Source organism: Planotetraspora phitsanulokensis, from assembly GCF_016863295.1.
Taxonomy (GTDB): domain Bacteria; phylum Actinomycetota; class Actinomycetes; order Streptosporangiales; family Streptosporangiaceae; genus Planotetraspora; species Planotetraspora phitsanulokensis.
The window spans coordinates 39,064-63,557 of record NZ_BOOP01000025.1 but is presented as its reverse complement, the minus strand read 5'-3'; the positions used below and the strand labels follow the sequence as shown (position 1 = coordinate 63,557).

24 protein-coding genes are annotated in these 24,494 nt (G+C 67.0%); 3 read left to right on the top strand and 21 right to left on the bottom strand.

Going from position 1 to position 24,494, the window contains the following annotated elements:
• Positions 1–2 precede the first annotated feature (2 nt).
• The 13 genes from Pph01_RS26505 to Pph01_RS26445 all read right to left on the bottom strand — a co-directional run bounded on the left by Pph01_RS26505 (position 3) and on the right by Pph01_RS26445 (position 10,008).
• On the bottom strand, positions 3–1,412 hold the full coding sequence (locus tag Pph01_RS26505) for a tyrosine-type recombinase/integrase (protein ID WP_204075885.1): 1,410 nt from the start codon (positions 1,410–1,412) through the stop codon (positions 3–5).
• Complete coding sequence (locus tag Pph01_RS26500; protein ID WP_204075884.1) at positions 1,412–1,606, bottom strand: helix-turn-helix transcriptional regulator; 195 nt, start codon at positions 1,604–1,606, stop codon at positions 1,412–1,414. The genes Pph01_RS26505 and Pph01_RS26500 overlap by 1 nt, the downstream gene beginning before the upstream one ends.
• Before the next feature lie 168 nt (positions 1,607–1,774).
• A complete protein-coding gene (locus Pph01_RS26495) occupies positions 1,775–2,953 on the bottom strand; it encodes a DUF3631 domain-containing protein (protein WP_204075883.1) in 1,179 nt (392 codons plus the stop codon).
• A gap of 32 nt (positions 2,954–2,985) precedes the next feature.
• Positions 2,986–3,882 carry a bifunctional DNA primase/polymerase gene (locus Pph01_RS26490; protein WP_204075882.1) on the bottom strand — a complete coding sequence of 299 codons (897 nt, stop codon included), beginning with the start codon at positions 3,880–3,882 and terminating at the stop codon, positions 2,986–2,988.
• Positions 3,879–4,886 (bottom strand): DNA cytosine methyltransferase, encoded by a 1,008-nt coding sequence (locus tag Pph01_RS26485; RefSeq protein ID WP_204075881.1) that lies wholly within the window; start codon positions 4,884–4,886, stop codon positions 3,879–3,881. Before Pph01_RS26485 ends, Pph01_RS26490 begins: the two co-directional genes overlap by 4 nt.
• Positions 4,883–5,134, bottom strand: coding sequence for a hypothetical protein (locus Pph01_RS26480; RefSeq protein ID WP_204075880.1), 252 nt, complete (start codon positions 5,132–5,134; stop codon positions 4,883–4,885). Before Pph01_RS26480 ends, Pph01_RS26485 begins: the two co-directional genes overlap by 4 nt.
• Before the next feature lie 140 nt (positions 5,135–5,274).
• Complete coding sequence (locus tag Pph01_RS26475) at positions 5,275–7,542, bottom strand: cell division protein FtsK (protein WP_204075879.1); 2,268 nt, start codon at positions 7,540–7,542, stop codon at positions 5,275–5,277.
• On the bottom strand, positions 7,539–7,874 hold the full coding sequence (locus Pph01_RS26470) for a hypothetical protein (protein ID WP_204075878.1): 336 nt from the start codon (positions 7,872–7,874) through the stop codon (positions 7,539–7,541). Before Pph01_RS26470 ends, Pph01_RS26475 begins: the two co-directional genes overlap by 4 nt.
• Before the next feature lie 21 nt (positions 7,875–7,895).
• A complete protein-coding gene (locus Pph01_RS26465) occupies positions 7,896–8,774 on the bottom strand; it encodes a hypothetical protein (RefSeq protein WP_204075877.1) in 879 nt (292 codons plus the stop codon).
• Positions 8,775–8,787: 13 nt separating this feature from the next.
• Entirely contained in the window at positions 8,788–8,934 is a 147-nt protein-coding gene (locus Pph01_RS26460; RefSeq protein ID WP_204075876.1) for a hypothetical protein, read from the bottom strand.
• Positions 8,931–9,323, bottom strand: coding sequence for an RRQRL motif-containing zinc-binding protein (locus Pph01_RS26455; protein WP_204075875.1), 393 nt, complete (start codon positions 9,321–9,323; stop codon positions 8,931–8,933). The genes Pph01_RS26460 and Pph01_RS26455 overlap by 4 nt, the downstream gene beginning before the upstream one ends.
• Positions 9,323–9,484, bottom strand: coding sequence for a hypothetical protein (locus tag Pph01_RS26450; RefSeq protein WP_204075874.1), 162 nt, complete (start codon positions 9,482–9,484; stop codon positions 9,323–9,325). The genes Pph01_RS26455 and Pph01_RS26450 overlap by 1 nt, the downstream gene beginning before the upstream one ends.
• Positions 9,485–9,669: 185 nt before the next feature.
• The gene (locus Pph01_RS26445) at positions 9,670–10,008 is read right to left on the bottom strand and encodes a WhiB family transcriptional regulator (RefSeq protein WP_204075873.1); all 339 of its coding nucleotides are present in this window, start codon (positions 10,006–10,008) and stop codon (positions 9,670–9,672) included.
• Between the two features lie 324 nt (positions 10,009–10,332).
• Between Pph01_RS26445 and Pph01_RS26440 the strand changes: the two genes are divergently transcribed.
• From Pph01_RS26440 to Pph01_RS26430, 3 genes are all read left to right on the top strand, one after another.
• Positions 10,333–11,172, top strand: coding sequence for a GntR family transcriptional regulator (locus Pph01_RS26440; protein ID WP_204075872.1), 840 nt, complete (start codon positions 10,333–10,335; stop codon positions 11,170–11,172).
• 35 nt (positions 11,173–11,207) lie between these two features.
• Positions 11,208–11,849, top strand: coding sequence for an HAD family hydrolase (locus tag Pph01_RS26435; RefSeq protein ID WP_204075871.1), 642 nt, complete (start codon positions 11,208–11,210; stop codon positions 11,847–11,849).
• Between the two features lie 377 nt (positions 11,850–12,226).
• Entirely contained in the window at positions 12,227–13,006 is a 780-nt protein-coding gene (locus Pph01_RS26430; protein ID WP_204075870.1) for a hypothetical protein, read from the top strand.
• Positions 13,007–13,023: 17 nt separating this feature from the next.
• Here the strand turns inward: Pph01_RS26430 and Pph01_RS26425 are convergent, their stop codons facing one another.
• The 8 genes from Pph01_RS26425 to Pph01_RS26390 all read right to left on the bottom strand — a co-directional run bounded on the left by Pph01_RS26425 (position 13,024) and on the right by Pph01_RS26390 (position 24,396).
• Positions 13,024–13,956 (bottom strand): putative endonuclease domain-containing protein, encoded by a 933-nt coding sequence (locus Pph01_RS26425; protein ID WP_204075869.1) that lies wholly within the window; start codon positions 13,954–13,956, stop codon positions 13,024–13,026.
• A 797-nt stretch (positions 13,957–14,753) separates the two neighbouring features.
• Positions 14,754–14,939, bottom strand: coding sequence for a hypothetical protein (locus tag Pph01_RS26420; RefSeq protein WP_204075868.1), 186 nt, complete (start codon positions 14,937–14,939; stop codon positions 14,754–14,756).
• A 240-nt stretch (positions 14,940–15,179) separates the two neighbouring features.
• Positions 15,180–16,682 carry a carboxylesterase/lipase family protein gene (locus tag Pph01_RS26415; protein WP_204075867.1) on the bottom strand — a complete coding sequence of 501 codons (1,503 nt, stop codon included), beginning with the start codon at positions 16,680–16,682 and terminating at the stop codon, positions 15,180–15,182.
• Between the two features lie 592 nt (positions 16,683–17,274).
• Complete coding sequence (locus Pph01_RS26410) at positions 17,275–18,708, bottom strand: sensor histidine kinase (RefSeq protein WP_239117030.1); 1,434 nt, start codon at positions 18,706–18,708, stop codon at positions 17,275–17,277.
• Positions 18,709–19,025: 317 nt separating this feature from the next.
• A complete protein-coding gene (locus Pph01_RS26405) occupies positions 19,026–19,712 on the bottom strand; it encodes a TMEM175 family protein (RefSeq protein WP_239117029.1) in 687 nt (228 codons plus the stop codon).
• Positions 19,713–19,736: 24 nt separating this feature from the next.
• A complete protein-coding gene (locus Pph01_RS26400) occupies positions 19,737–20,435 on the bottom strand; it encodes a FadR/GntR family transcriptional regulator (RefSeq protein ID WP_204075866.1) in 699 nt (232 codons plus the stop codon).
• Between the two features lie 171 nt (positions 20,436–20,606).
• Positions 20,607–22,700 carry an NPCBM/NEW2 domain-containing protein gene (locus Pph01_RS26395; protein WP_204075865.1) on the bottom strand — a complete coding sequence of 698 codons (2,094 nt, stop codon included), beginning with the start codon at positions 22,698–22,700 and terminating at the stop codon, positions 20,607–20,609.
• A gap of 733 nt (positions 22,701–23,433) precedes the next feature.
• A complete protein-coding gene (locus Pph01_RS26390) occupies positions 23,434–24,396 on the bottom strand; it encodes a DUF6881 domain-containing protein (protein WP_204075864.1) in 963 nt (320 codons plus the stop codon).
• Positions 24,397–24,494 lie beyond the last annotated feature (98 nt).

Genomic DNA, 24,494 nt, shown 5'->3' with positions numbered 1-24,494 from the left:
CGTCATTCACGGAGAGCCTCGGATATCCGACGTTTGGCAACCGCGTCTTGCCCGACAATGCATCGGGCATAGATGCGTAGCAAAACCTCTACGCTATGTCCTGCCCATTCGGCTACCTGGGTGGCGGGAACTCCGGCGTTGAGCCAGGTGGAGACGCAGGCGTGCCGAAGGTCGTAAACGCGCTTGGCGAGCGGCGACCGAGCCTCCATCGCGCTGAGGGCGTTTTCGCGGGCTTTACTCCATACCCGCCGGTAGGTAATGCCCGGCACTGCTCCCCCATGCACGCCGGTGAATAGTAGCCCACCGTGCCCGTCGCCGAACTCGGCCAGATGGACGCGGAGAATCTTGGTGAGTGCCGGCGGGCACGGGACGGTGCGGGCGTGGCCGTTCGCGCGGTGCTTAAGTGACCGTTCCTCTCGGGGGTTGCCGTCATCTGTCCACTCACGGCCGGCGAACGGTGCGGCGCTGGCGAAATGGAGTTCTCCCCAGTCGTCGGCAGGCTCTTCCGTCTGCTCTGTTTTGGGGTTCCAGATGAGATCGGGGAGGGTGACGTTGTCCTCGCGGAGGTTGACGACTTCCTCGGGGCGCAATGCCGCGTAATACATGGTGGCGAAGAAGGCGACCAGGCGTTTTCCGCTGGGTTTCTGGGCTTCGACGGCGGCTAGTAGGCGGCGAGCCTGGGCATGGTTGACCACGCTTCGCCGGTCCACCTCGTGGGTGACCTGGGGTGCCTTCCACTTGAGTGACTTGATCGGATTCGTGGTCAGGAGCTCCAGCTCAACGGCGTAGTCGAGAGCGTTTTGCAGGATGGTTTTGTTTCGGCGGATCGTGCTGGTGGCTGCCTGCTTTCCGTCCAGTCGTGTGCTGGCGGTGTCGAGCATGGCGCGGACGGTCGCGGCCTCGGCAAGAGCGGACACGGGTGCGGTGTTGTCGGCGAGCCAGACGAGCGCGTCGGCGATATCTCCAACGGCGTGGTCGCGTTGTTTGGTATTGAAGGCCCATCGGCGCATGGCCGTGCGGAGGGTCAGGTCATCTGGTTTCCGCTTGTCGCTGGTGAGCAGGGCGGGGGTAGTTGCGGTGAGAGCGCGGGCGATGTCTTGTCGGTACTTAGCTGAGGCGACTTTCCATTTGAAGTCGGCGAACCGGCATGCGAATTCGTACCAGCTCATCTCTTGAGCGGCCCTCCCCCACTTGATGGGCTCGCCGGTGACCAGGCTGAATGCCTCGCCGTCCCTCGCGGCGGTGACGAGGTTGCTTCGATAGGTGTCTGCCTGGGCGCGCTTCTGGAAGCTCTTCTTCCATGGCTTGCCGGCTGTCGTCCACCGCACTCGGTATGAGGTGATCTTCCCTGCTGTGTTTTTGCGGATCTCGGTCTTGTAGATCCGCACGTCGTAGGTGGTGGTGTTGCCCATTAGGCGGCGTCCTCTCGGTCGTCGAGCCAGCGGTCAAGTTCGGTACGGCGGACCCGGAGGCTGCCGTTGGGCAGGGTGATGCACTTAGGTGCACGGCGCTTGGCGCGCCATTCGTAGAAGGTCGATCGGGAGATGCCGAGTTCGTCGCAGACCTGGGGGACGGTGAGGGGCTTGCTCGCGGCGGCGGTGGCCATGCGTGCGTGTCCTTCCGGGTGGTGTTCAGCTGTGGGGACGGCCCTTAAGCCGGGCGCAAACGGGTCTCTTAAAGGGCGCATGTGCGGTTGTGAGGGGGGTAGCCGTACCAGCCGTCCCAGGGTCGTTTCCGCAGGTCATCCCCGGGACGGCTTTTTAGGTGGGACGGCTTAAGCCGTCCCAGGAATCGGAGCCGTCCCGCTCTGACCTGCGTTGACGATGCTGGGACGGCCGGGACGGCTACCCCTCCCGAACGGGAGGACTTCGGCCTCAGGAAGGGGTTCGAGAGCGGGGCAGTAGCGCGCCCAGGCGTCGGCGAAATCGACGCGCTGGTAGCCCTTGGCCTGGCTGCCATCGGGAAAGCGGATGTTGCCCGATCGGATCTCGTATTCGCGCAGGATGACGCCGAGCCTCATCGCGGTGAGCCCGTTGGGTCCGTAGTCCGCCCACGGGGCCTCGGGGTCGGCTTTGAGCCGTTCGAGCAGGGTGGCGGTGGGCAAGGCAGTGTCGGTGCCGAACGCGGTGCGGCAGTCGGCCAGCAGCCGGACACGGTTGGAGGGCTGGCCGTTGTCGTCGGCTTCGGCGGTCAATGCGAGTACGGCGGCGCGGGCGCGGTCCGGCCAGTGGTGGCCAGCGTGGTCGGCGACGGCCACGAGGGCTTCCCAGGTGTCGGCGGCGCGGTCTTCGACGGGCATGGGTGGTTCGGATCTCTCCAGGGTGTCGAGGTCAGCGCGCAGCCACGCGGATAGCTCTTGCGCGAGTTGGCGGAGGGCGGGCCGGTCGCGGCGGTGACGGTAGGGGGCGACGGTTTCGCCGGGTCCGCGGCGGCGCATGCGGATGACGACGGCGCGGTCTTCGATGGTGTCGGGCATGGCTCCGATACCGGCGAGTGAGGCCATGGCGAAGGTGGGGATGGATTCGACGCGGTTGCTGTTGGCGTCGTAGCGCTTGGCCGGCCGGTTGCGCTGATGCCCGGCGTTGAGCAGCCCGCGAAGGTCTTCGTTGCCGTCGGCTTTGGGGCCGAAGATCGTGTCTGCCTCGTCGACGAGCAGCGTGGGCGGGTCGTCGGTGATGGACCGGTAAACGGCGGCCGGTGAGGAGTTGACGGTGATGAACGGGTTGTGGCAGGTGGCTTCCACGATGTCGAGCAGCCGGGACTTGCCGCAGCGCTTTTCGGGGGCGCGGATGACCAGGCGCGGGGCGTGCGCCCAGGCGGGTTGGGCGTGGCTGGCTGCGATCCACAGGGCCACGGCGTCGGCGGCCTCGGGGGTCGGCAGGATCACGTAGCGGGTGAGCGCGGCCAGCAGGTTGTTCAGCAGGTCCGCGCCGCGGTTGGCGGGTGGGTTCATGGATGGGTCTCCCGGGTGTGTGGGCGAGGTGGTCATGCGGCCACGCTTCGGGGGCGTTTGGCTCCGGCTCGCAGCCCAGATGCGACGGTCAGGGCGGTTTCGCTCTCGGCCAGCCCGGCGGCCATCCCTGCCTGTTTCAGCAAGGCCGTGACCTCGTGGTCGGGGATCGCGTCTCCGGCGGCGAGTTGGCCCAGGGCCACGGCGGCGAGATAGAGCGTGTGGTTGCGCTGGCCGCGCGGGGCGGTGGCGACGCGTTCTAGCTCGGAGTCCAGCGCGGCGCGTAGGTAGGCGCCCTTACGCCCATCGGGCAGGGTGACCGTGACGGGGCGTTGCGGTGGCTGCGGTGGGGGCAAAAGGCGCTGAAACAGCCAGGGGGGCAGCGGGGCCGGGGTGGTGTTGTCGAGTACCTCGTAGGTGCCGGCGCCGTCGTCGAGGTCCACAACGCTGCCGGGGCCGACGACGTATCCGCCGTGGGCGCGGGTGTCGATCAGCCAGCCGAGTCCGTTGCCTTTGTCGCCGGAGGTGTTGCCGAGCGGTGGCCCGTCGGGCGGGGTGAAGTACAGGTGCAGGCCACCCCGGCGGGTGGTGACGATGAAGGTGTCGAATGGCAGGGGTTGCCCGGCTCGTTCGCAGAGGACGGCCAGCACGTCGGCGCCGTCGTTGACTCCCGGCAGGTCCCAGGGGGGCGGGGGGCGAAGCCCCTCCTTCTTGGGGGTGTCGAGGTCCACGACCACGAGGCGGGAGGGGCCGGTGGCGATGCCGATGTTGTACGGTGCCCCCGACCAAAACCGGGAGATGGTTGCGGGGTCGGTGGTGTGGTGTTCGGTCCACGCCCAGCCTTTGAGCGGGATCTTGCCGCCGGGGGTGAGGGGGAAGACGTGCCAGCCGCGGGCGGCGGCGGCCAGGGCGTAGCGGGTGAGATCGTTCATGACGCTCGTTCCTCCCAGTGGTGGGCGGGTGCGGGGATCAGGTGGGCGGGCAGCAGGTCGAGCAGGGCGGCGGTGGCCTGTTGCGGGACGACGCCGTTGCCGATCAGGTGGAGCTGTCCGGTGCGGGTGAGGCCGGGGACGTGGGTGACCCATCCGGTGGGGAGGCCCATGAGCCATTCGGAGAAGGGGGCGGCGAGTCGCCGGCCTCCGCCGGGGGCGGGTTCGGTGGGGTGGGGTGCGGGTCGGCCGGTGAGGTGTTCCCATCGGCGGATGGCGGGCTCGTAGCGTCCCCATCGGGTGCCGTGGTGTGCGGGGCGATGGGCTTGTCCGGTGCTGGGGGCAGCATCAGGACCACGAGGGTGCGGAGGTCCGGGCCGCCCTTCCCGCGTGTGCCGATCCCGTTGGTGTCGGAGGTGCGGGGGGTGGGAAGCAGCGCCTGGTGAAGGCCGTCCCTGCCGCCGGATTTCCAGTCCCGTGCTCTCGGGGTCGGCAGGCCAGGCGACGATGAAGATCCGGGCGCGTTGGTGGGGTGCGCCGACGTCGGAAGCTCGGACAACCCGCCAGCGTCCCACGTAGCCGAGCGTGGCCAGGCGGTGAACGACTCGGGCCATAGCGTGCCCGTCGTTGACAGACAGCAGCCGAGCGACGTTTTCGAGCACGAGCAGCCGGGGGTGTGGCTCCATTCGGCCAACGGCGTCGGCGATGTCATCGAAGAGCCACCTTTCGTCGTCCAGGCCGAGCCCGTGTCCGGCGGATGAGATCGGAGTGCAGGGGAATCCGGCGGCCAGCACGTCCGGGGCCGACACGGCGGTCCAGTCCACGGCGGTGAGGTCGCCCAGGTTCGGCGCGGCGGGGAACCGGTGGGCCAGGCAGGTTGCCGCGCGGGTGTCGTTGTCGGCCGTCCAGAGCAGGCGGGTGCCGAGCATGGCGGCTACGGCCAGGTCGAGCCCGCCGTAACCGGAGCACATGGAGCCCGCGGTGGACAGCCCGGCGGGGCCGGTCATCGGTTGCCGTCGCGGTAGAGGCGGCGGGCGTGGTTCCAGATGTGCCGGCCGATGCGCAGGCGTAGGCCGGTGCCGTTGCAGAGGCGGCAGTCGTGCCAGCCGCGGCCGATCCGGTTGGGCTTGCGGCGTTTGCCGTTGCACCACCAGCAGCGGGCGAACGGCTTGACATAGCAAGCCGTGATGTAACCGAGCGTGACGAGCGGGAGGGTGATAAGAAGAGCGCTAGCAAGAAGGACTCGGGGGTCCACAACAGCCTCCAGGGCCGGTTCAGGGGCGTGGCCAGGTAAGGGCGCTAGCGTCTAGCGTCCTGATCACGGGTTGTTTGGGGTGCTAGCGGGGCTGCTAGCGCTAGCAGGGTGGCCCGCTAGCGCTAGCAGCCCCCGGCGGGTCAGCCGGAGCGCCCTCGACGGTTACGCTCCGCAATCGCGGCGGTCAGGTCGTCGCGGCGGATACCGCGCCGGGTGACGGGCTTGCCGTCGATCCGCCGGCCGATGTCGCCGACCTTCACGCCGTGGGGCTTGAGCGCGGCGGTGAGCTGTTCGGACTTCCACCCGCCGTAGACCTCGGGCCGCATGCCGGCCAGGCGGGAGCACAGCAGCTCATTCCACGCGGCGTCGTCGGCGGCCGGCCACACCTGGGCAAGGTCGGCCAGCAGATCGAAGCTGGGGACGTCGGTCCGGGTCTGGGTGTCGGGTTCGGGCATGGTCCCGGCGTCCACCCGCAGGGCGATGGCGCGGGCTACCACCTGCTTGGCCGCGTTGGAGTCCACGAAGAACGAGCGGCGGGCGGCGGGCTTGCCGATCCCGGTGAGGATGCCCCACCCGGCGTCTACCTTCGGCTCGAACACGGTTGCCCGGTAGCCGTTCTTGTACATCGAGGTGCCCAGGATCATGTCGTTGGCGACCTGATCGGCCACGCTCATGCAGTACCGGGTGTTGACGTTGCGGGTGATGCCGGTCGGGAGTGAGTCCTTGTCGGGGATCTGGGTGCCGATCAGCAGCACCACGCCCAAGGCGCGCCCGAGCTTGATGACCTTCTCGCAGATCTCCCCGGCGTCCTTGCCATGCTCGCGGTGGGAGAACAGCTCTTGGATCTCGTCAATGGACACGATCAGCGGATGCAGCCCGGACCCCTTGAGCGAGGCGAGTTCCGGGGTGACCTTGTTCTCCGGCGCCTTGCCGAGGGCGGCGTAGTGGTCGATCCGCTTGGAACGCCGTTCGCACTCCTTATAGAGCCAGGCCAGCATGGCCGCACAGCGGGCGATCGTCTCATCGTCGAACCCGTTGCCGTACTCGGTGCACACCGGCTCCATGACCTTGAAGTCACCGACGCCCTTGAGCTCATAGACGCGCAGCTCAGCGCGGGGGTCGAGCGCGGCGGCCAGCACGGCCAGCCGCAGAGCGAAGGTCTTGCCCGATCCGGGCTGGCCACCGACCAGCCAGTTACGGAACATCAGGTCACCATGGATCACGTCCATACGCGGGGTGGTCGCGAACGGGAACGGCTTGAATACATCCACCTTGCCGTCCCGCAGGAGAGGCCAGGCGGGCTGGCGCATCTGGCCGGCGGGCTCGTAGCCGACCCACAGCGCGAGCCGTCCGGGGTGGCCGACACCGGGCTCGGGCCAGACCTGATCGAGCGGGAGCCGCATCGCGGACGCCAACCGGCCCCGGCGGGCGATCACGTCAGCGGCCTCCACCCCGAACGGCAGGTCAACGATGGCCATGTGACCGGGGCCGTCGCGGTGGATCTCCTGCGGAAAGCTGATCGCGTTCGGGTCTTTGCTCACTGCTTGGTTGATGCCGGGGATGCCGCAGGCCAGAAGCGCCCGGCGGACCAGTTCCGCGGTCAGCTTGCGGTAACGCTGGCCTTCGGTGACCCGGTCGGTGATCGGCTTGTCCGCCGGACGACCCGCGCGGGCCAGCAGCGGCACCGCACCCGCCAAAGCGGCGAGGCGGACCCACCCGGGCAGGTCAACGGCCAGGAAGACCAGCAGACCGACCAGGGCAAGGATGCTGCCGAACAGCAGGACCGTCCAGCGCCACCGGGACTGGCGCTGACGCTGCTTGTCCAGCTTGAGCCACGTCTCGGGGTCGTTGCGGTCGGCGGCGTACTGGCGCAGCGCCCAATTGCCCTGTTCGGCTGTCGCCCAGGTCAGCAGCCGGCCGCCCGTGGACAGCAGCCCGACCGGGGCATACACCGCGGTCTTGGCCACGTACTTCGGGGACCGCAGGGCGTGGTAGCCAACCAGGTATCCGGCGTCCTTTGCCTTCCACGCTGCCGCGGCGCGAAGCGTCGCCCAGGTCCGCGCCCAGCCGGGGACGATCGGCGGACGCTTGGACGTGGCCTGGGGGCGGTGCGGGGCGGCGGTCTCGTCCGGCGGGTCCACCGGCGGGCCGACGATCCGGCCCGTGATCGCCACCGTCTCGCGGTCGAAGAAGTCGTCACCCTCGTCCGGCTCACCGTTCGGCACGTGAGTCGGCTCGCTATCGGGGACAGCGGGCGGGAGCGGGGCAAGCCGGTCACGTTCGGCGCGGGCGGCGTCGAGCTGGACCACGTCCGCGCCCTGCCCGGTGCTCTGCCCGGCGTCCTGCCCGGCATCGTGGGGCGGCCGGTCGGCGGGGTTCTCGTCGGGTTCGAAGGGGTTGTAAGTCATGCTGTGTGCACCTCGTGTCCATTGACGGTGGCGGGGTGGCAGGGCGCGGCCGTTGTCTTGGCGGATGGGGTCGCGCCCTGCGTGCTGTCGGGAGTGGTCGGGGACGATGCGCGGTCGGACCGCGTCACGTCCGTGCGGGCGGCGTGTGAGTTGCGGGTGGGGATGACGGCGGTCGGACCGTGCGGGCCGTCCGGCCGGTAGTGGAACGGGGCCATGCGGGCGCGGATCTCGGCGCGGACCTTCGGCCCGGTGACCCGCATGCGGATGACGGTGGCCGCGAGCAGGGCCAGATAGGCCAGGGCGATGCAGCCGGCGGCGATGAAGAAGAACATGGCAGGGCGCTCCTTTCGTGGTCAGGCGTGGTCAGGGACCGGCACCGGGTCAGGGGCCGGGGCGGGGATCATCGGGGGTTCGGTCCGCAGTCGGGCCAGCAGCGCCCCGGCGCGGTCGGTCGAGATGGTCTGACCGGTGCCGCGGATCGCATCCCTCAACCGGTCGCGGGTGAGGGTGATCCCGCGCGCCTCGTGGTCGGCGGCGATCGTCCACCCGAGCGGCATCAAGTCGTCCACGTCCGGGACGGCAGCCGTCCGGCGCGGCCGGGCGGGTGCCTTCTTGGTCGCGGACCGGACCGACTTGCGCGCCGTGCTCGGCCGAAGGGCCGGAGCCATCGTGGGCGGGACGGCGGGAGCGAGTGAGCCACTACCGGCCGAATCCGCCACCGGGGCGGCCTCGCTCTCCGCCGCGGTGGGGGCGGACTCGGGGGTGGTGTGGGCGTCGCGGGACAGCAGATGCCCGAGCGCGGCGCCCATGCCGAGCACGAGCACGGGCAGACAGGAAACCAACGTGGTCACGGCCACCGGGGCGTGTTCCTGGTTGAACACTTCCAGCAGGTGATAGGCGACCTGCCCGAGCATGCCGAGCACGAGCGCGCCGATCGCTGACCATTTGGCGAACGCCCGGGTGCCAGGGCTGACCGTGCGAGTGTGTGACAGCCACGCGCCCAGCGCGTAGGCGGCGTAGGTCTCCACCCCGATCGGCAACGTGATCGCGGTGTTGATCTGGAAACCGTCCGCGATACCGGGCAGCGGGGTGACCATGCCGAAACCGGTCTTCTCCCCCAGCCCGACCCAACCGGACCAGGTGGCCACCCCGGCAGGCAGCGCGAGCAGCAGCAGCGGCCACCGGGCCGGAGCGCGGGCCGGCGGATCAGGCGGCGGGTTGGTGGTGTTCATGGCGGGGGTCTCCTCAGACGGCGGGGCGCTTGAAGTAGAGGGCGACGATCATTCGGTCGGTGTCGTAGACGGCGGACACGAGTTCCCACCCCTGCGCACCGAGCTGGTTGAGGTCGGATTCGCTACGGACAGCGCAGACGCGGTACTCCCAGCGGGTCACGCGGCCACCTCCGCGAGGTCGGCGCAGTCCAGGCAAGTGCCCAGGTGGCGGGGCAGCACGTAACCGGCATCCCGCTTGCAGTCGGGGCAGGTCCGGCGGGCGGCGTTCGCCTTGGCCAGCGCGTCGAGCTGTGCCGGCGTGGCGGTCCGCTTCGGCAGGGCCAGGCGCACGTCATACAGGTAGGCGGCGCGCACCCCGCCGGGGGCGCCGTAGCGGCGGGAGCGCCACAACACCTGCGCTTGCACGCCCTGCCCGCCGGGCCGCAACCCGTGGGCGGCCAACTGGCGCAGCGTCATCAGGTGCGGCGGGGCCATCCGCCACGGCCAGGTAGCGATGCCGTACCGGGAACCGGACGGATCCCAGAACGCGGCGCGGATACGGGAGGACATCACTGGCCGTCCCGCTCCTGTGCGTCGTGCCAGGCTTCCTCACGCTCGTGCAGGCGCTGGCTCGCTTCCCGGTACGCGATCCGGCCCGCCTCAACGGCGCCCAGCCCGCTTTTGCGGAGTTCGGCCTTCCTGGCCTTGAGCTTGTCCATTTCGCTGGTCATGAGGGGGGCTCCTGGTCAGAATCCGGACTGGGAACGGGCGAGGCTGCGGCACGGCCGGCAACCGGCCGCGTGGCCGTCACCGTGGACGTGGCAGATCTCCACCTGCCGGCGGGACGTGCCGCAACGCGGGCACCCCGTCGCGGTGGCGTGGTCCCGGTCGCACTCGACGCACTGGAAGCGACGCATCAGGCCACCGCCGTGTTCTGCGGGAACCTGTCGGCCAACTCGCCGATCTCTGCGGCGGTGAAGCCGGCCCACACGCCGCTCTCGGGGCGGATGCGCAGCGAGCGGGCCAGGCACAGCGCCCAGACCGGGCACTCGGCGCACACCTCCTTGGCCACCTGCTCACGCGCCGCGCGGTCGTCGGCAGGCTCGTCGGTGAAGGCGTCCGGGCCGGTGTGCAACTCCGGGTCCGCTCCGCACAACGCGCCCTCGGCCAACTGCACCGAAATGCCATCGGTGACCGAGTCGAGCAGCCGCAACGCAGGATGAAGATCCGGGAGCCGGACAGCCGGGGCGCTCATCGGCACCGCCCGCACTGGCCCGTGCCCTCGCACACGCCGCACTGCTGAGTGGACGTCATCCACCCGCCACCGCCGCAGCAGTGGCACGGATCCCGGCGCACATTGGCCGGGTTGGACCCGTAGGTCATGATGAGAACACCTCTCTCAAGGGGTGCCGGGGCGCGGATCTCGTTTGGCGACTTGGGCCGTGCTCCGGCTTACACCTCCTGGCCAGGTTGGCTAGGCAGGTTGTACAACTCAGATCTTGGCTAACCTGCCTAGGCATGTCAATAGACTTGGCAAAGTTGCCTAGGATTGCTGTTCAGGTGCCAGTACGCTGAAGCCATGAAGCTTGATCCGGACGATCCCCGTGCGCCGTACCTTCAAGTGGCCCATCAGTTGCGGGCTGCGATTCTGACCAGGAAGTTCGCTCCAGGAGAGAAGCTTCCTTCTGGGCCTGAGCTGGCCAAGACGTTTGGCGTGGCTCGGATGACGGTGCAGCAGGCCATTCGGGAACTCCGGGACGAGGGCCTTGTGATCTCTCGTCAGGGAAGCGGTATTTTCGTACGAGAGCGCACCGCGCGGCCGGTAGGGCTACGTCCGCACATTGAGCAAGCGTTTAAGAAGCCCGATGTATCGATCGAGTTCGCAGGATTCTCAGGAGAGACCCTGCAGGGCGCTATTCAGGAACCTCTCGACAGCATCCGCGCCGGCCGCCTAGTGCCCGAGAGCATCACGATCCGCATGCTCGTACCGGATACGAGCCGCCCATGGTCTCTGCCTGCGCGTGTGGACAATCTCGAAGACGAGCCCTTGTTCAGAGAGCGCATGGAGCGAATCTCATCGAGGCATGCTCAGGCCATCGTCGATTCTGTCCAAGAGTTGGGCGACCTCGGACTTGTGAAGACCGCATCCGCAGAGGTCCGGATCAACGGAGAGCCCCCGCGCTTCAAGCTGTACATCCTCAACGGTGAAGAGGCCTTCTTCGGCTTCTATCCGGTCTTCGAGCACACCATCAGACTTGGCGGAGAGCCACAGGCCATGTATGACATGGGCGGGAAAGATGCGGAACTCTTCCACTTCGCGGTAAGCGACGGAGGAGACTCCACCTCAGGACAGTTCGTCAACCAGTCCCGCCTGTGGTTCGACAACGTATGGAACACCGTCGCCCGAGAGATCTCGTGACCGCACGATCAGGGCGGCAAGCAGCACAAGAGGTCATGCAGAGGGCTCAGTATGTGCTGCTCGACTTCGACGGGCCAATCTGCGACGTCTTCTCGGGTTTTCCAGCACCCGAAGTTGCCGCCATTCTCCGCAAGATGCTGAAAGACGCCGGCGTAGATCTGCCTCCGGACATCCAAGAGCAGGATGACCCTATGGAGGTCTTCCGCTTTAGCGCGCAACTTGGTAGCAACCTCAACCACGCAACGCTCAAAACCCTAACCGCTCTCGAAGTTGAGGCCGCGGCAACCGCCGAACCCACACCAGGCGCAATAGAGTTGATTCAGCGATCTCACGCAACGGGCAAGGCGATTGCAGTGGTTAGCAATAATTCGGAAGCTGCAGTGACAGCCTTCATACACACGCATGGACTTCTGCCAACCATAGACCTGATCTCTGCCCGGGTAGAGCCCGATCCGAGCCTTATGAAGCCGAATCCCCACTTGGTGCGCCAAGCCATAGCACAACTTGGCGCAGATGTATCACGGTCGCTCCTGATCGGAGATTCAGTAACCGACATGCAGGCGTCCAAAGCTACAGGCATAACCGCAGTAGGCTATGCCAACAAACCAGGCAAGGCAAAGCTACTCGAAGCCGCTGGAGCCGATTTACTCGTGGCGAGCATAGAAGAACTTCTATAGCTCCTTAAGCCACCATCCCCAAGGACAAGAATCCGGCGCAAGAGCTGCAGCGCCCTACACAGCACACCCCCGATGGGCAGGCGTTGTCACAGAAGCCGCAGTGCTGAGCGTCGGTGCCCGTACGGGCTGAGCAATTCGCAACCGCCGAGCCCGATGTCGTTGTGACACTCATGGGTGGATCTACTCCCCGCGCTGTGAGTTTCCCCGGTGTCCCTGGTGCCCCCAAAGTGGGTTCGACGTGCGGAAGCTCGCCCCAACTTGGGGACACCTCGGGGGACAATCCGCCAATTGCGTCCCGGTGCATGGCCCCCAAGGCTGTGACGACTCAAGGACGACGTGGGTGGCTAGCAGGGGGATCACGATCTAGAGTTGGTTTCGTGACCCCCGAAGCTTCAGGCTCTAACGAAGACCTCTCCACACATGAGCTAATCCTAGCCCAAACAGCCTTTTATCTGGACGAAAAGGGCGATCCCGAAGCAGCCGCACTCCTACTGGAGGCGGAGAGCATCGAAATGGATCCATACGTCGAAGAGTGGGGGTGGACTAATAGGGCTTTCGTAAATGTTCCCGGATGGGCGAAGGAACGATTTACCGATGAGATTATAGATCGCATACATGGGGCACTACGCGCGATCAGCAAGCGTTACGATATCTCAGTAGAATCCGTAATCATCGGTGCAGCACTACCACCCGTCGACAGGGATTGGCGACAGTCGCTCTATGCAAGACTGTCAGGGGATTCCGTCACTAATCATGCTCGACGCGTTAAACCCGACCAACGTCTCAGCCGTGACGGGTTTCTCTTTGAATCGCTAGAAGAAATCAAAGTGTACGACGCCCTCAAACGAGCTCAAGCGACGCTTTCAAACACCAACGCGACTAACACCATAACTATCTTTCCGCTTCCCATGGGGCGCTTGGGAGCTGGAAGCGTCTTAACACCCGACTTTCTTGTTATTCGAGAAGGGAAAGTGGGGTTGATCGAAGTCGATGGCCCCCACCATAGAGGTAGGTACGGTGCCGATGCGACCCGCGATCGCCTCTGGAAATACGGAGGCGTAATACATATCGAGCGAATCTTGGTGGAGGAGACAACTCAAGATGATGAACTAGACCAGCTGATTCGCGCATTCCTGGCCCGTTTGAAGAGGGCGTAAGCTTGGAAGCTCGGGCATCAAGACTTCGTAAGTCGATGCAGAAACCGCCTAATAGTCGCCTCCAGCTCGTCCGCGTTATCTACGTCCTCAACGCCAACGCGCTCTACAATAGACACGCCCGCATCCTCTAGCAGCGATTCCCTGCTTTTGTCGTGATCGCGACGGCCCTTGTGATACTTACTGTCAACTTCGATGATTCCCGCGCGCCCTTTGTAGGTGACCAGGAAGTCAGGGAAAAAAGTGCGCCCTTTAACGCGAACGCCAGGTTGAGGGAAAATACCAATCGTTTCGAGATCTGGCTTATCATCCTGCCATCGTTTGAGAGCCTGATACACCTTCAGCTCCCATTCATTGGTGAAGACTAGGCCGTCCTCAGAAGGGAGCTGAGCAGGAGTCTGTTCGTTTGAGGGGACACGAGCTTGCTCGGTACGTAGTCGTACGGCCTGATTTCCGCCCTCAGCATGCAGGCGTTGCCGTAACTGAATGTGCCAGTCCAGGGGTACATCGACCGGCTGTTTACGGACGCTGAACTGCATCTCGTGAATGTCAATCGGCCTAAATGGGAGCCATTCCGGAAATAGCCTCTCCACCGCCAAGTCAAAGGCAACCGCGATGACTTGCTTGTGCGTGTTTAGGACGTCAAAATCGCCGGGCGGCACGACAATTTCCCAGCAATAGTGCGATGACGCACTGAACGCATCGGCCGTATCCTCTATAACTATTTTCTTGATACGTTCAAGCCGAATGGCAATATCTCTCGCCAAGCTTTCATCCTTCAATGTCTCACCCCCTTCTGTCCACATTATTCTTACGGTTTCACCGAGGATTCGGTGCACGTCGTCGGCGATGGCCTCGTGCACCGGCGGTTCGAACGTGTCTTGGGCGTTGACGCCAGCCCAGACAACGGCATAGCTGCGGCTGGATGCAGGCGTGGAAGGTTGTTCGGACATGATTAGATCTTGCACGATCCATCGAAGGAATCACCAGGATTCCGCTCTATCCGATCAGAGACTGATCTCTTGTTCGTCTCAGTCACGCCCCGCCGGGGCTGTACGTCGACCCTCACGGATCCGTGTCTACAGCTGAGCCCGCGGGGCCGGGGGTGCACCATTCGGGGCTTCCCCCAGCGTGTTACAGCGCCCGTCGATCTCAACTCGCCCCCCTGCCCAAGTGACCAACTGCGTGACAACCACCGCAGACTGCTGCGGACCCGGGCGGACCTTCACACACGCTTGAACAGGTCAACGACCCGGGAGACGGTCAGCTGATGGTGTTGGCGCAGGTGCCAGGCGATCGTGTCGGGGGGCCGGCGTCCAGGCTCTGGTCGGACAGGTGCACGGAGTCGGACGATCAGCCCGACCGTCTCGGCCGTGATCGCGATCGGTGAGGTGTGAGCATGGGAGTTGTGTAGGGAGGCGGTCCACGAGTGTCATTGAGCGTGCTGAACGCCGGCTGGCGGATGAGTCACCAGTTACGACGCCCAATGCGTGCCCCAGCTCAAGGTGTATGCACGACGGATATCGGGTTGTCCCAGGTGAGAGGTAGTGAGCGGACTAGTTGCTGCCTTGACTTCTAATCCGACGGTCGCAGGTTCGAATCCTGCAGGGCGCGCTCACCAGACCAGCCCAGATGCCCTCTGAGCTGGTCTTTTTCGTTGCACGGCTCTCGCCCCACATGCAGCGAGGATCATGTCCACCTGTTCCGACTCGTCCAGCAGAAGGCACCAAGCCGCAAGATCTCGTCGCGCTTACGTCAGATGTCTTGCCTTCCGGACGAGCACCCAGGGCAGTTGGCCGAACGGCTTGCAGGAGCTGAGCACGACGGTCACGATCAGCACGCCGCACGCACCCCCGGAGTCCTTGACCAGCGCGAACGGGTCAGCGAGAGCTCGACCGGCGAGCGCCGTGGCGGCAGCGTCTTCGAGGGTGGGCACAAGGACGAACAGGGCCAGGAGGGTGCGGCCACGGCGGGGACAGCAGAGTCCCGGGCCGCCCACGGAGCTGCCGCGCTCCGACCGTCCCGCGCGCGTCAGGCGGCCTCGACCTGCCGTGGGATGCCTGCGTGCCTTGTCCCCTGTCCACTGGAACTCCCTCTGAGTTGATCGCCGGATTCGGTGGGCCACGCCCGGCCAACCGAACCGTCAGCCGGACGTGCCGTGGGGGCAGGTGACGGTTCAGTCGCCGTTCCAGAAGGCGCAGTCATGCTCGATGGCGAGGTCCACCGGCCGGATGCCGTCCGGCCCGGAAGCGAGCGAGAGTGTGGCGCCACCACCGGAGCGATAGGCCGGCCAACGCGGCAGCCCGGGACCGTTGGGGTCGCCGGTCGCGGCGAAGCGTGTCCAGTAGGCGATCATGCCGCGTGACAGCTCCTGCTTCGCAGGGGTGGTGGGCGGCGTGCCCAGGCCGTCCAGGGGCGTGCCCAGGCCGTCCAGGAGGTAGGGCACGTCGGTGCCGTGCGCGGCGCCGAGCGGGAGGCCGACGATCTGCTGTCCGGAGTCTTCGGCGAACTCGAATTCGTATACCGGCATATGGCGGGCCGCCGCCTCGGCGGCCGGAAGCTGGGAGCAGGCGCCGAGCTTACGGCCCCAGTCGCTCAGGACGGTGGCCAGCGCCAGGCTGGGCGTGGCGAAGCGGCCGAGCGGATAGCGATCGAGCACGGCTCTGGCGTCGTCGCCCATGAGGTCGACGAGGATCCGCAGGTACTGCTGCGCCGTTACGGGCAGACCCTGTGCGTCGAACTGCACGGCGACGAAGGGACGCATTTCATCATGCGTGCCGCCCTGGATCAGCGGCACCCGCGCGGTGCGCGCGCGGCGCAGCGCGTCAAGCGGCTGCAGCGGAAGCGCGGGCGTGCCCGCGGTGAAGATCCACGGCATGTCGCCGATGCGGGCGGTCGCGGTGAAGACCCGGTCGGAGCCGATGGGCAACAGATCCATCACGGGCTTTGCCCGCAGGCAGGCCAGCACCTGCGTCGTACACCCGAGGTCGGAGGCGATCTTCGTGGCCCGTGCCCGGGCCTCCTTGAGGGTGACGAAATCGTTGCCGCAGGGACCGCTCTGCACGATCGCCTTCTGGAACAGCCCTCGTGAGCCCGGCGCTTCGAGATGGGCGCACACGCTGAAGCCGCCGGCCGACTCGCCGAAGATCGTGACGTTGGCGGGGTCACCGCCGAAGGCCGCGATGTTGCTCTTCACCCAGCGCAGCGCGGCCTGCTGGTCCGCAAGCGCGTAGTTGCCCGCGTACGGGTCGCGCAGGTCGGGATGGGCCAGATAGCCCAGAGCTCCCAGCCGGTAGTTGAGGGTCACCGTGATGACCTTGCCCTGCGTGGTCAGTCGGGTCGGGTCGTAGTCGCTGCCCGCGCCCTGCACGAACCCTCCGCCGTGGATCCAGACCATGACGGGAAGCGGCCCGGAGGAGCGCGCAGCGGGCGTGGTGACGTTGAGGAAGAGGCAGTTCTCGTCACCGACCACCTTGGGTGGCTGGCCGGGGGTGCTGCCGTCGAGCTGAGGACAGGGGCTGCCGGGTTTGGTGGCGTCGCGCACCCCCGTCCACACCGGAGCGCGGCCCGGGGGTTGCCAGCGCCGCGCGCCGGTCGGCGGCGCAGCGTAGGGGATGCCGGAGAAGGTCCGGACGTCTGAGGTGACGACACCCCCCAGGGTGCCCTCGGTGGTATGCACGGTGGCCCTTTGGGGATCACCCGACGCCTGCGCATGCGTTGTCCCTGGCAGCAGGGCTACGGCGGCAGCCAAGATCAGCAATGGGAACCTTATTCGCATGGAGACAGCGTTTCGATCCTCCCGCTGTTTCGCGTCGTCTCACCGATGTCCCCGCGACTACACCCCCCGTCGTACGAGTCGGCCGGAGCGAACCGACCCACTTCATCGTCGCGCCATTAGCGTGCTATCAGCCATGGTGACGAGAGGTCACCACGGTCGCTCATGACAGGTTGCAGGTTGCGTTGCAGTGCAGGGGGATCCAGAGCCGTTCAGGATGGATCGCGCATACGCGCTGACCTGCATTTAACCGTCCGGAACAGTGCAAGATCGATCTTTTAATCCGCAGGTTCCGGCGCGGGAGACGTAGATTGCAAGATCCGGAATATGTCCGGAACGCGCCCCCTGGAGGAAGGCCGGGGCACTGCTCGGCCGCAGGTCAGCGAGCTTTTCGATCTCGCAACCGCGACGCCCTGTAGAACCGCCGGCAGTTTCACCCGGTTTCATTGACGTGCCAGTGCGGAAGGCGGCGAGCCGCCCGTCCGCCGACACAGGGCTACGAGGCCCCGCCTCCGCGCAAGTGCGGAATCGTCCAGCTCCGACGTGCAGGTGGTCCCGGGCGAGTCTCCCCGCCGCCGGCGCCGACGCTCGGGGGTCGCGTCTCAGAAGAGCCATGTGGGTCAGCGGCTGGAGAGTGATCGCATGTGGGGAGGCGCAGGACGAAGCGGGCTCCTCGTTCGCTGTCCTGGATGGTCAAGGTGCCCTCGTGTGCTTCGGCGATCTCCCGGGCGATCGCCAGCCCCAACCCGGTCCCTCCCGCGTCCCGGTCGCGTGAGGCGTCCAGCCGGGTGAATCGTTCGAAGACCATCTCGCGGTGTTCGGGGGCGATTCCGGCGCCGTCGTCGAGGACCTCCAGGGTCGCCGTGGGTCCGTCGGCCCGCACGCTGACGGTGATCTGTGAGGTGGCATGGCGTTCGGCGTTGTCGAGCAGGTTGACCAGCACCCGGGTGATCCGCAGCCGGTCACAGTTGATGAAGACGTTCTCGTGTAGATCCTTGACGATCGCCGTCCGGTAGGTCCGCCGGTCGAGCTCGTCGTCGACCAGCCGGCCCAGGTCGGTCGGATGGCGGTTGAGGGGGGCGCGCGCGTCCAGCCGGGCGAGGGTCAGGAGGTCGGTCACGATCGCCTGAAGCCGGTCCACCCCGGCGAGCACCCCCGCGGTCATCTTCGGCCAGTGGGTGTCCTGCGGGTACATGAGCGCCTCCTCGAGCTGAGCCCGGATGGCGGTGATCGGGCTGCGCAGGTCGTGGGAGGCGTCGGAGGTGAAGCGCCGTAGCTGGTGGTAGGCGCCCTCGAGGCGGTCCAGGGTGCCGTTCACCGTTTCGGCCAGTGACTTGAACTCTTTGTACTTCCTGGGTACGGGGACCCGACGATCGAGGCCGGTGGCGGTGATCTCCGCCAGTTCCGCCCGGATGGCGTTCACCGGAGCCATGACCTTAGTCAGATCACGGAATATCCAGGCGGTCATCATCGTGGTCACCAGCAGGGACACGCTGATGGCCAGGAACACCGCTGTGGAGTCCCCGTACCAGGGGACGATCGGGACCGCCGCGTAGAGCAGCCAGATCCCGTCCGGCTGGTAGACCTTCCACGAGAAGACGGTCATGCAGCCTTTCAGCCCGGCCGGAGGGCACAGCACCCGTGTGGTACGCACGTTGCTGCTGGTCGAATGGAAGGTGGCCATCGGCGGCTTGCCCACGAGTTGTGGGGTCGCCGCAACCACCCGGCCTTGTGCGTCCAGGACCTGAATCGCTTCGACCCTGCCACTCCGCAATACAGGCGGGAGGGGGCCCTGCGTGATGAGGGGCACCATACGGTTCCAGGTCCCGATGCTCTTCTCCAGGGCGCGGTCGGCCTCCTTGTTGCCCGCGAACAGGAGGAAGAGCACGCTGACCCCGACGCACACCAGTGCCGCGACGGCGCCGGTCACCGCTGTCCTACGAACCCGAAACGATAGTCGATACCAATTCAGCATCTGCTCCCCGAGCGTGAGGCGCTCACCCCTGTAAGTCAAATAACTGCGATATCCGGCCATAACGTCCCGAAGCTAGGCAAAGCTTTGATGCAGGCCCGGCAAGAGACTGGAGTCTCTGGCGAAGGGCTGACCCGGCGTGACCTGGGTCTCAGAGCCGGCTAGACCAATCCGTGGAGGCGCGCGAGCGTGGCACACCGCCCCGCCCGTCCGGGTCCGGAACGGCCGTCCACCGATGTCCGTGCCATGTCCGTCGAGGTGCGCGCGGAGAATGGTCACCGGTTCCGGCGGCGGAGGCGGGGCAGGCCCTCGCTGGTGGCGAAATAGAAGGCCGGCAGCAGCAGGAACACGCCCAGCGCGATGGCCGGATGCACGAGCCAGCCCAGTGCGCCGCCGAGTACGTAACCGATCACGCCCGCGAATGAGCGCAGCCGGCCATGGCGGATGTAACGCCCATGATCCCCACTCGAGAGAAGGCCGGGATTCCGAGCGAGATGGATGTAGATCCACAACCAGCTCGCGCACATGGCCGCCGCGATGAGCGCGTACAGGACGACAGCGGTACGAGCGTCCGCGCTGGCGATGTCGGATTGCACGGCATCGGAGACGACCGCGGTGGGGAAGGCCAGCGCGGCGGTTGTCAGCAGCAGGGTGAGGTTGGCCGCGTGCAGACGGCGGTCGACGGTGCGAATCCGGGTGAAGGCCTGGTGGTGGTTCAGCCAGATCACCCCGATGTAGGCGAACGAGGTGAGGTATCCCAGGTACACAGGCCACTGGTGCCACAGTGCAGGCAGCAGCCCGCCGCTGGAGTGGTGCGGGGTGCGCATCTCCAGGGCCAGGATCGTCATGGCGATGGCGAACACCGCGTCGCTGAACGCCTCGACCCGGCCGGTGCCCGTGAGCGCGAAGCCTTCGTCACCGTGTCCCGTCGAGGGACCGGTGCTCGGATCGGCGTCAGGCACTTTCCGGCTCGGTTCGGTCGATCGTCATCCGCGTACCTTCTCGACGTCCCGCACGGCCTTCTCCAGCAGTACCCGCATGGCGGTCTCGGCAGCGGTCGCGTTCTGCGCCCGGATCGCCTCCACCACCGCCAGATGGCTCGGTACCGGGTCGTCATGCGGCTCGACGCCGCCGTGCACCAGGCGGTCGCGCTCCGCGAGGCCGGTCTCCATGACGACCTCCATGCGTTCCAGCAACTCGTTGTGCGTGGCGTTCAGCAGCGCCCGATGGAAGCTCAGGTCGGCGGCGACGGCCGCGGCCGGGTCGCCGTTCGCGGCGGCCATCTCGTCCAGCGCGCCGGCCAGCGCGGCCAGGTCGGCTTCGGTGGCCCGGCTCGCGGCCAGCCGGGCGGCGGCCGGCTCGACGATGCTGCGGACCTCGTGCAACTTGTCGAACAGCCGCGGATCGGCGCCCTCGGCGAACTGCCAGCGGATCACGTCACCGTCGAGCAGGTTCCAGTCCGCGCGGGGCCGGACGAACGTGCCGCGCTTCTGCCGGGCGTCCACCATGCCCTTGGCGGAGAGCACCTTGAGCGCCTCCCGCAGCGCGGTGAGGCTGACGTCCAGCTCCTCCTGGAGCGCGGTCATGTTCAGCGTTTCACCCGCGGCGATCTCTCCGGCGAGGATGCGCCGTGCGATGACCTCGACGGTCTGCCCGTGGACGCCGCGGCGGGCATACTGTGCCACTGCTCTTCGCACCCTTCTCGCTCGTCTCTATCGATCTTCAGGCTGAGGCATTCACCGCGGTCCAGCCCTTGTCAGCAGCGTACGCAAGCCGGCCGGGCATCCCGACCAGCGCTCGGAGAAACAAAAGTCGCACCCAGATGAATCATCACCTGGGTGCGACTGTCCGTCGGTTCAGCAGCTGGCGTTCAGACCCGCCCAGTTGGCACGGTCGTTGTAGCCGCCGTCGCCCGCGTCGCCGACGACGAGGTCGAGCATCCGGACGCCGGTCAGGTCGACGTCGACCTGACGGACGTCGTCACGGGTCAGCACCCCGCTGTCGAACAGCACCTGGCCGTCGCCGATGACCTGGAAGGTCGACGTGGCCCCCTCGGGCCCGACGTTGCGCACCGCGTCGTCCAGGCCGATGGTCGCGGTCAGCCGGCTGCACTGGTCGCCGACGTAGTAGCGGACCGTGGACGGTGAGGCGACCCCGAGGCCGGTCGGGTACACCTGGCCGAGCATGCTGATCGGTGACCAGCCGCCGACGCTCGCGTCGACCGTCGGGCTCATCCATCCGCTGGTGGCGCTGATCCAGGTGTGGTGGGACAGGACGACCTCGCCGTCCGGGGGCGCCGGCGCGACGACCAGCGCCGAAGCCGTCGTCTGCTGCACGCGGCCGTGGTTGATCGCGTCGTACGACGTGGTGGCGGTCAGTGCGGCGTTGCCGGCGGCCGAGCCGGCCGGGAGGGTCACGGCGAAGGTGAAGGTGGCGGCCTGGCCGGAGTCCAGCAGTTTCGGCGCCCCGCTGAGCTCACGGACCGTCCATCCGGTGGGTGCCGTCAACCCGACCTTCGGCGAGAAGACCGGCCGCGTGCCGTCGTTGCGCACGGCCACCTCGACCCGCGCCTCGTCGCCACCGGCGACGACGGGCGCCGCGCCGTCCGGAACCGGATCGCCACCGACCTTCGTCACCTGCGGCAGACCGGCGACCACGTGCGGGAGGCCCGGCGCGCCGTAGGCCCGGCCGACCCGGAACAGCGCCGCGCCGTGGGCGGGAACGGCCGCGCTGATGGTGCCGGCGCTCTCGGTGACCTGGTCGGTCCACGCGTTCTTGAGGGTGAACCGGTCCCCGGACAGGCCGACCGAGGACGCCTTCGCGGTCAGGGTCTTCGAGCTGTCGCCCCGGTTGAGCAGCACGACTGCCCGGTCGCCGTTGGCGAGCCGCTTCACCCAGGTCTCCGTCGTACCTGCGGGGCCGACGCGTACGGCCTGCACGCCGGCGGGGTCCTGGTTGATCCCGACGACATCAGGGTCGGTGAGGATGTCCACGGAGGTCTGGCTGAGCTTGCGGACGTCGCTGCCGATCACCAGCGGCGCGGCGGCCACGGACCAGAGCGTCATCTGGGTACGGAATTCCTCGTCGGTCATCCCCATCTCGGGGCCGAGGTAGTCCGGGTCGTTGAAGTGACCGGGCCCGGCGACCTCGGGGTGCCGCGCGTTGGCGTCATAGTTGCGCAGCACGTCCTTGAACTTGATGTCGCCGACGAAGCCCACGTCGGTGTAGGTCCGCCAGGACTGCGCGATCGCCGGGGCGTAGCTCCAGGAGAACGTCGACTGCTGCTCCTCCGGGTAGTTGCCCCAGTCGGGCGAGGTCACCGGGTTGCACAGGTTGAAGATGATCGGCCGGTGACTGGCGTTGTTCCGCAGCGCCTGGGCGAACTCGGTGTAGACGGTCTTCGGGTCCAGGTTCGCGGCGATGCCGCAGAGGAAGTCCACCTTCACCGCGTCGAACTTCCAGGCGGCGAACTGGTCCGCGTCGCGCTGGTAGTAGCCGTGACTGCCGAGCCCGCACCTGCCGGGGATGTACGGCCCGGCGTCGGTGTATATGCCGGCCTTCAGGCCTTTGCTGTGGATGTAGTCCACCAGCGGCTTCAACCCGTTGGGGAAACGGGTCCGGTCGGCCTGCAGGTCGCCGGCGGCCGTCCGCGGCTCCGGGTCCTGCCAGCCGCCGTCCAGCCAGACGATGTCGTAGCCGGCCTTGGCCAGGCCGCGGGAGACGAGCGCGTCGGCGACCTCCTTCACGGACTCCTCCGAGAAGGCGCCGCCGAGGCCGAAGTAGGTGTTCCATCCCTGGTACGGCGTCGGGCTGAGCACCTGCTTCCCAGCCTCCTGCGAGCCTGCCACCCCCGCACCCACGCCGGTACCCGCGTCGGCCTGGGCGGTCGCGGGGGCGACCAGCAGACCTGCCACGAGGGCGGTCACAGCGGCGAGCACATGTCGTTTCACATCGGGTTCCTTTGCTGCCGAGGAATGGCGGACGCCACGATGGGCTACTTGCTTCGTGTTCTGGACCTGCTTGAATTTCCGCCTTCACCTCGCTCCAGCGCCTGCGCGGCTTGCGCGCCGGCGCGGGAGCCCGGGGTGGCACCGTGCGTTCTCACCGACGGTGCCAGGAGCACGTCGGTCGTCCCGCTCACGTCGGCCCGATGGGGAGGCCTCGTTCAAGGTGTCCGACGTGGAGATGGCAGGCCAGCCGACGTGAGCCGCGGCGCACAACGACCCCGAGACCTTCGAGGAACGTCCCCGACCGGCTGCCAGACCCAGTCATGTCCGCACTCCTGAGGTGTTTGTTTCCCAGGATCTTGTATCTCGTTACGGCAGTGTGTCAACAATAATTCGTAATTTATGAGTTCTTGCGTTACCTGGAGGTGAGCTCACGAACCCCGACGTGATCAGGTAGGCGAGACCGGACACCGCAGGGCGGCGAGCGGGCCGATTGGTCGCGGTCGACGGTGCCATGTCACCCGCGGGGCCGCTCAGCCGTGACGCTGGACGGTCAACAGGTGGTGCTGGAGCACCAGTGGGCCGCCGCCGGAGCGACACTGTCCAGGCCGAGCGGGGACTCCTGGCCTGGTGGCGGCCGCACGGCCCATCCGCGGCCGGAACGGCCGCTGACCGCGCCTTCCGGACCAGAACGCCGCTGCCACGCAAGCGGGGGCAGCGGCGTTCGGGGTTGGTTTCACTCCGGCAGGAACGACCGGCGGGGATCCGCCTGCGCCTTGGCCCACCACTCCTCGAAGTGTTGCCGGGTGATCTCCTCGGCCCAGCAGTCATCGCGAGCGGCGAGCTCGACGAGGGGCGGCACGGGTTGCCCGCTCAGCACCAGGTGGCCGATGCCGCCGCTCGTGTCGGCCCACTCCGCGTGCTCGTCGTCGAAGTACGCCACCTTGCGCAGTTCGTGTCCGTCAGCGTCGATCTCGCTGACAGTCTCGTACGGCTCATCGGGTGCGTGATGGCGGTGCCATACCTGCACGTACCACTTCTTCGGCTCAGCCCCCTGCCTTCGGCGCAGTTCGCCGGCGAGTGTCTGCTGAAACGGGCGGTACCGGACGCATTCGCTCCTTTCGGCACGGCAGGTCGGCCAGTCACAGCTGCCGCCGCACGGCCCGGCTGGTGTCCAGCCGAACTCCGCCACGAGCTCGGCCAGTGCCGACCGCGTCGCCTCGAACCTGCCTCTCAGCAGGCCAAGGTGACGGGTGAGCGCCGAAGGATCTGTTTCGGCGCTCACCATGGCCTGCCTGTCAGCCTCCTGCCAGGAACGCTCCTCCTGCGCGAAAGCTGAATCCGACAGCGAAACCGCGGGCACTCCCTGCGCCTTCGCCAGGCTGGCATCGAACCTCTGCCATACCGATTCCGCCGCCAGGTAGGGGGACCTGGGCTTCGGGTAGTACCTCGGCCACCGGGCCTCACTGACGAGGATGGCGACGGACGCCACACTCGACTGCAGGTATACCGGGTGATAGACGTCGCCGAGCTCCCCGCAGGCCTGCCGGTAGTCATCCAGCGCTATCAGCACCGCATCAGGCACCGGACTCCCCGACAGAGAACCTTCGACGACGTCCTCCACCGCGGCCTTGATCGGAGAATCCAGCACGTCGAGCAGCGGCAACGTGCGGATCAGGCAGAACACTCCGCCATGCACGGTCGATTTCTCCACTTTGATCCAGCCCCCATGACGGTTGAGAGCGGCTTACTGTTCCCGCCATATGAAGTCGGTCATGAGTCGTGGCACGTCGTGGG

Coding starts and splice junctions, on each gene's coding strand:
- Pph01_RS26505 (WP_204075885.1), bottom strand. CDS start 1,412: ATGGGCAACACCACCACCTACGACGTGCGGATCTACAAGACCGAGATC.
- Pph01_RS26500 (WP_204075884.1), bottom strand. CDS start 1,606: ATGGCCACCGCCGCCGCGAGCAAGCCCCTCACCGTCCCCCAGGTCTGC.
- Pph01_RS26495 (WP_204075883.1), bottom strand. CDS start 2,953: ATGAACCCACCCGCCAACCGCGGCGCGGACCTGCTGAACAACCTGCTG.
- Pph01_RS26490 (WP_204075882.1), bottom strand. CDS start 3,882: ATGAACGATCTCACCCGCTACGCCCTGGCCGCCGCCGCCCGCGGCTGG.
- Pph01_RS26485 (WP_204075881.1), bottom strand. CDS start 4,886: ATGACCGGCCCCGCCGGGCTGTCCACCGCGGGCTCCATGTGCTCCGGT.
- Pph01_RS26475 (WP_204075879.1), bottom strand. CDS start 7,542: ATGACTTACAACCCCTTCGAACCCGACGAGAACCCCGCCGACCGGCCG.
- Pph01_RS26470 (WP_204075878.1), bottom strand. CDS start 7,874: ATGTTCTTCTTCATCGCCGCCGGCTGCATCGCCCTGGCCTATCTGGCC.
- Pph01_RS26465 (WP_204075877.1), bottom strand. CDS start 8,774: ATGAACACCACCAACCCGCCGCCTGATCCGCCGGCCCGCGCTCCGGCC.
- Pph01_RS26455 (WP_204075875.1), bottom strand. CDS start 9,323: ATGTCCTCCCGTATCCGCGCCGCGTTCTGGGATCCGTCCGGTTCCCGG.
- Pph01_RS26450 (WP_204075874.1), bottom strand. CDS start 9,484: ATGACCAGCGAAATGGACAAGCTCAAGGCCAGGAAGGCCGAACTCCGC.
- Pph01_RS26445 (WP_204075873.1), bottom strand. CDS start 10,008: ATGAGCGCCCCGGCTGTCCGGCTCCCGGATCTTCATCCTGCGTTGCGG.
- Pph01_RS26440 (WP_204075872.1), top strand. CDS start 10,333: ATGAAGCTTGATCCGGACGATCCCCGTGCGCCGTACCTTCAAGTGGCC.
- Pph01_RS26435 (WP_204075871.1), top strand. CDS start 11,208: ATGCAGAGGGCTCAGTATGTGCTGCTCGACTTCGACGGGCCAATCTGC.
- Pph01_RS26425 (WP_204075869.1), bottom strand. CDS start 13,956: ATGTCCGAACAACCTTCCACGCCTGCATCCAGCCGCAGCTATGCCGTT.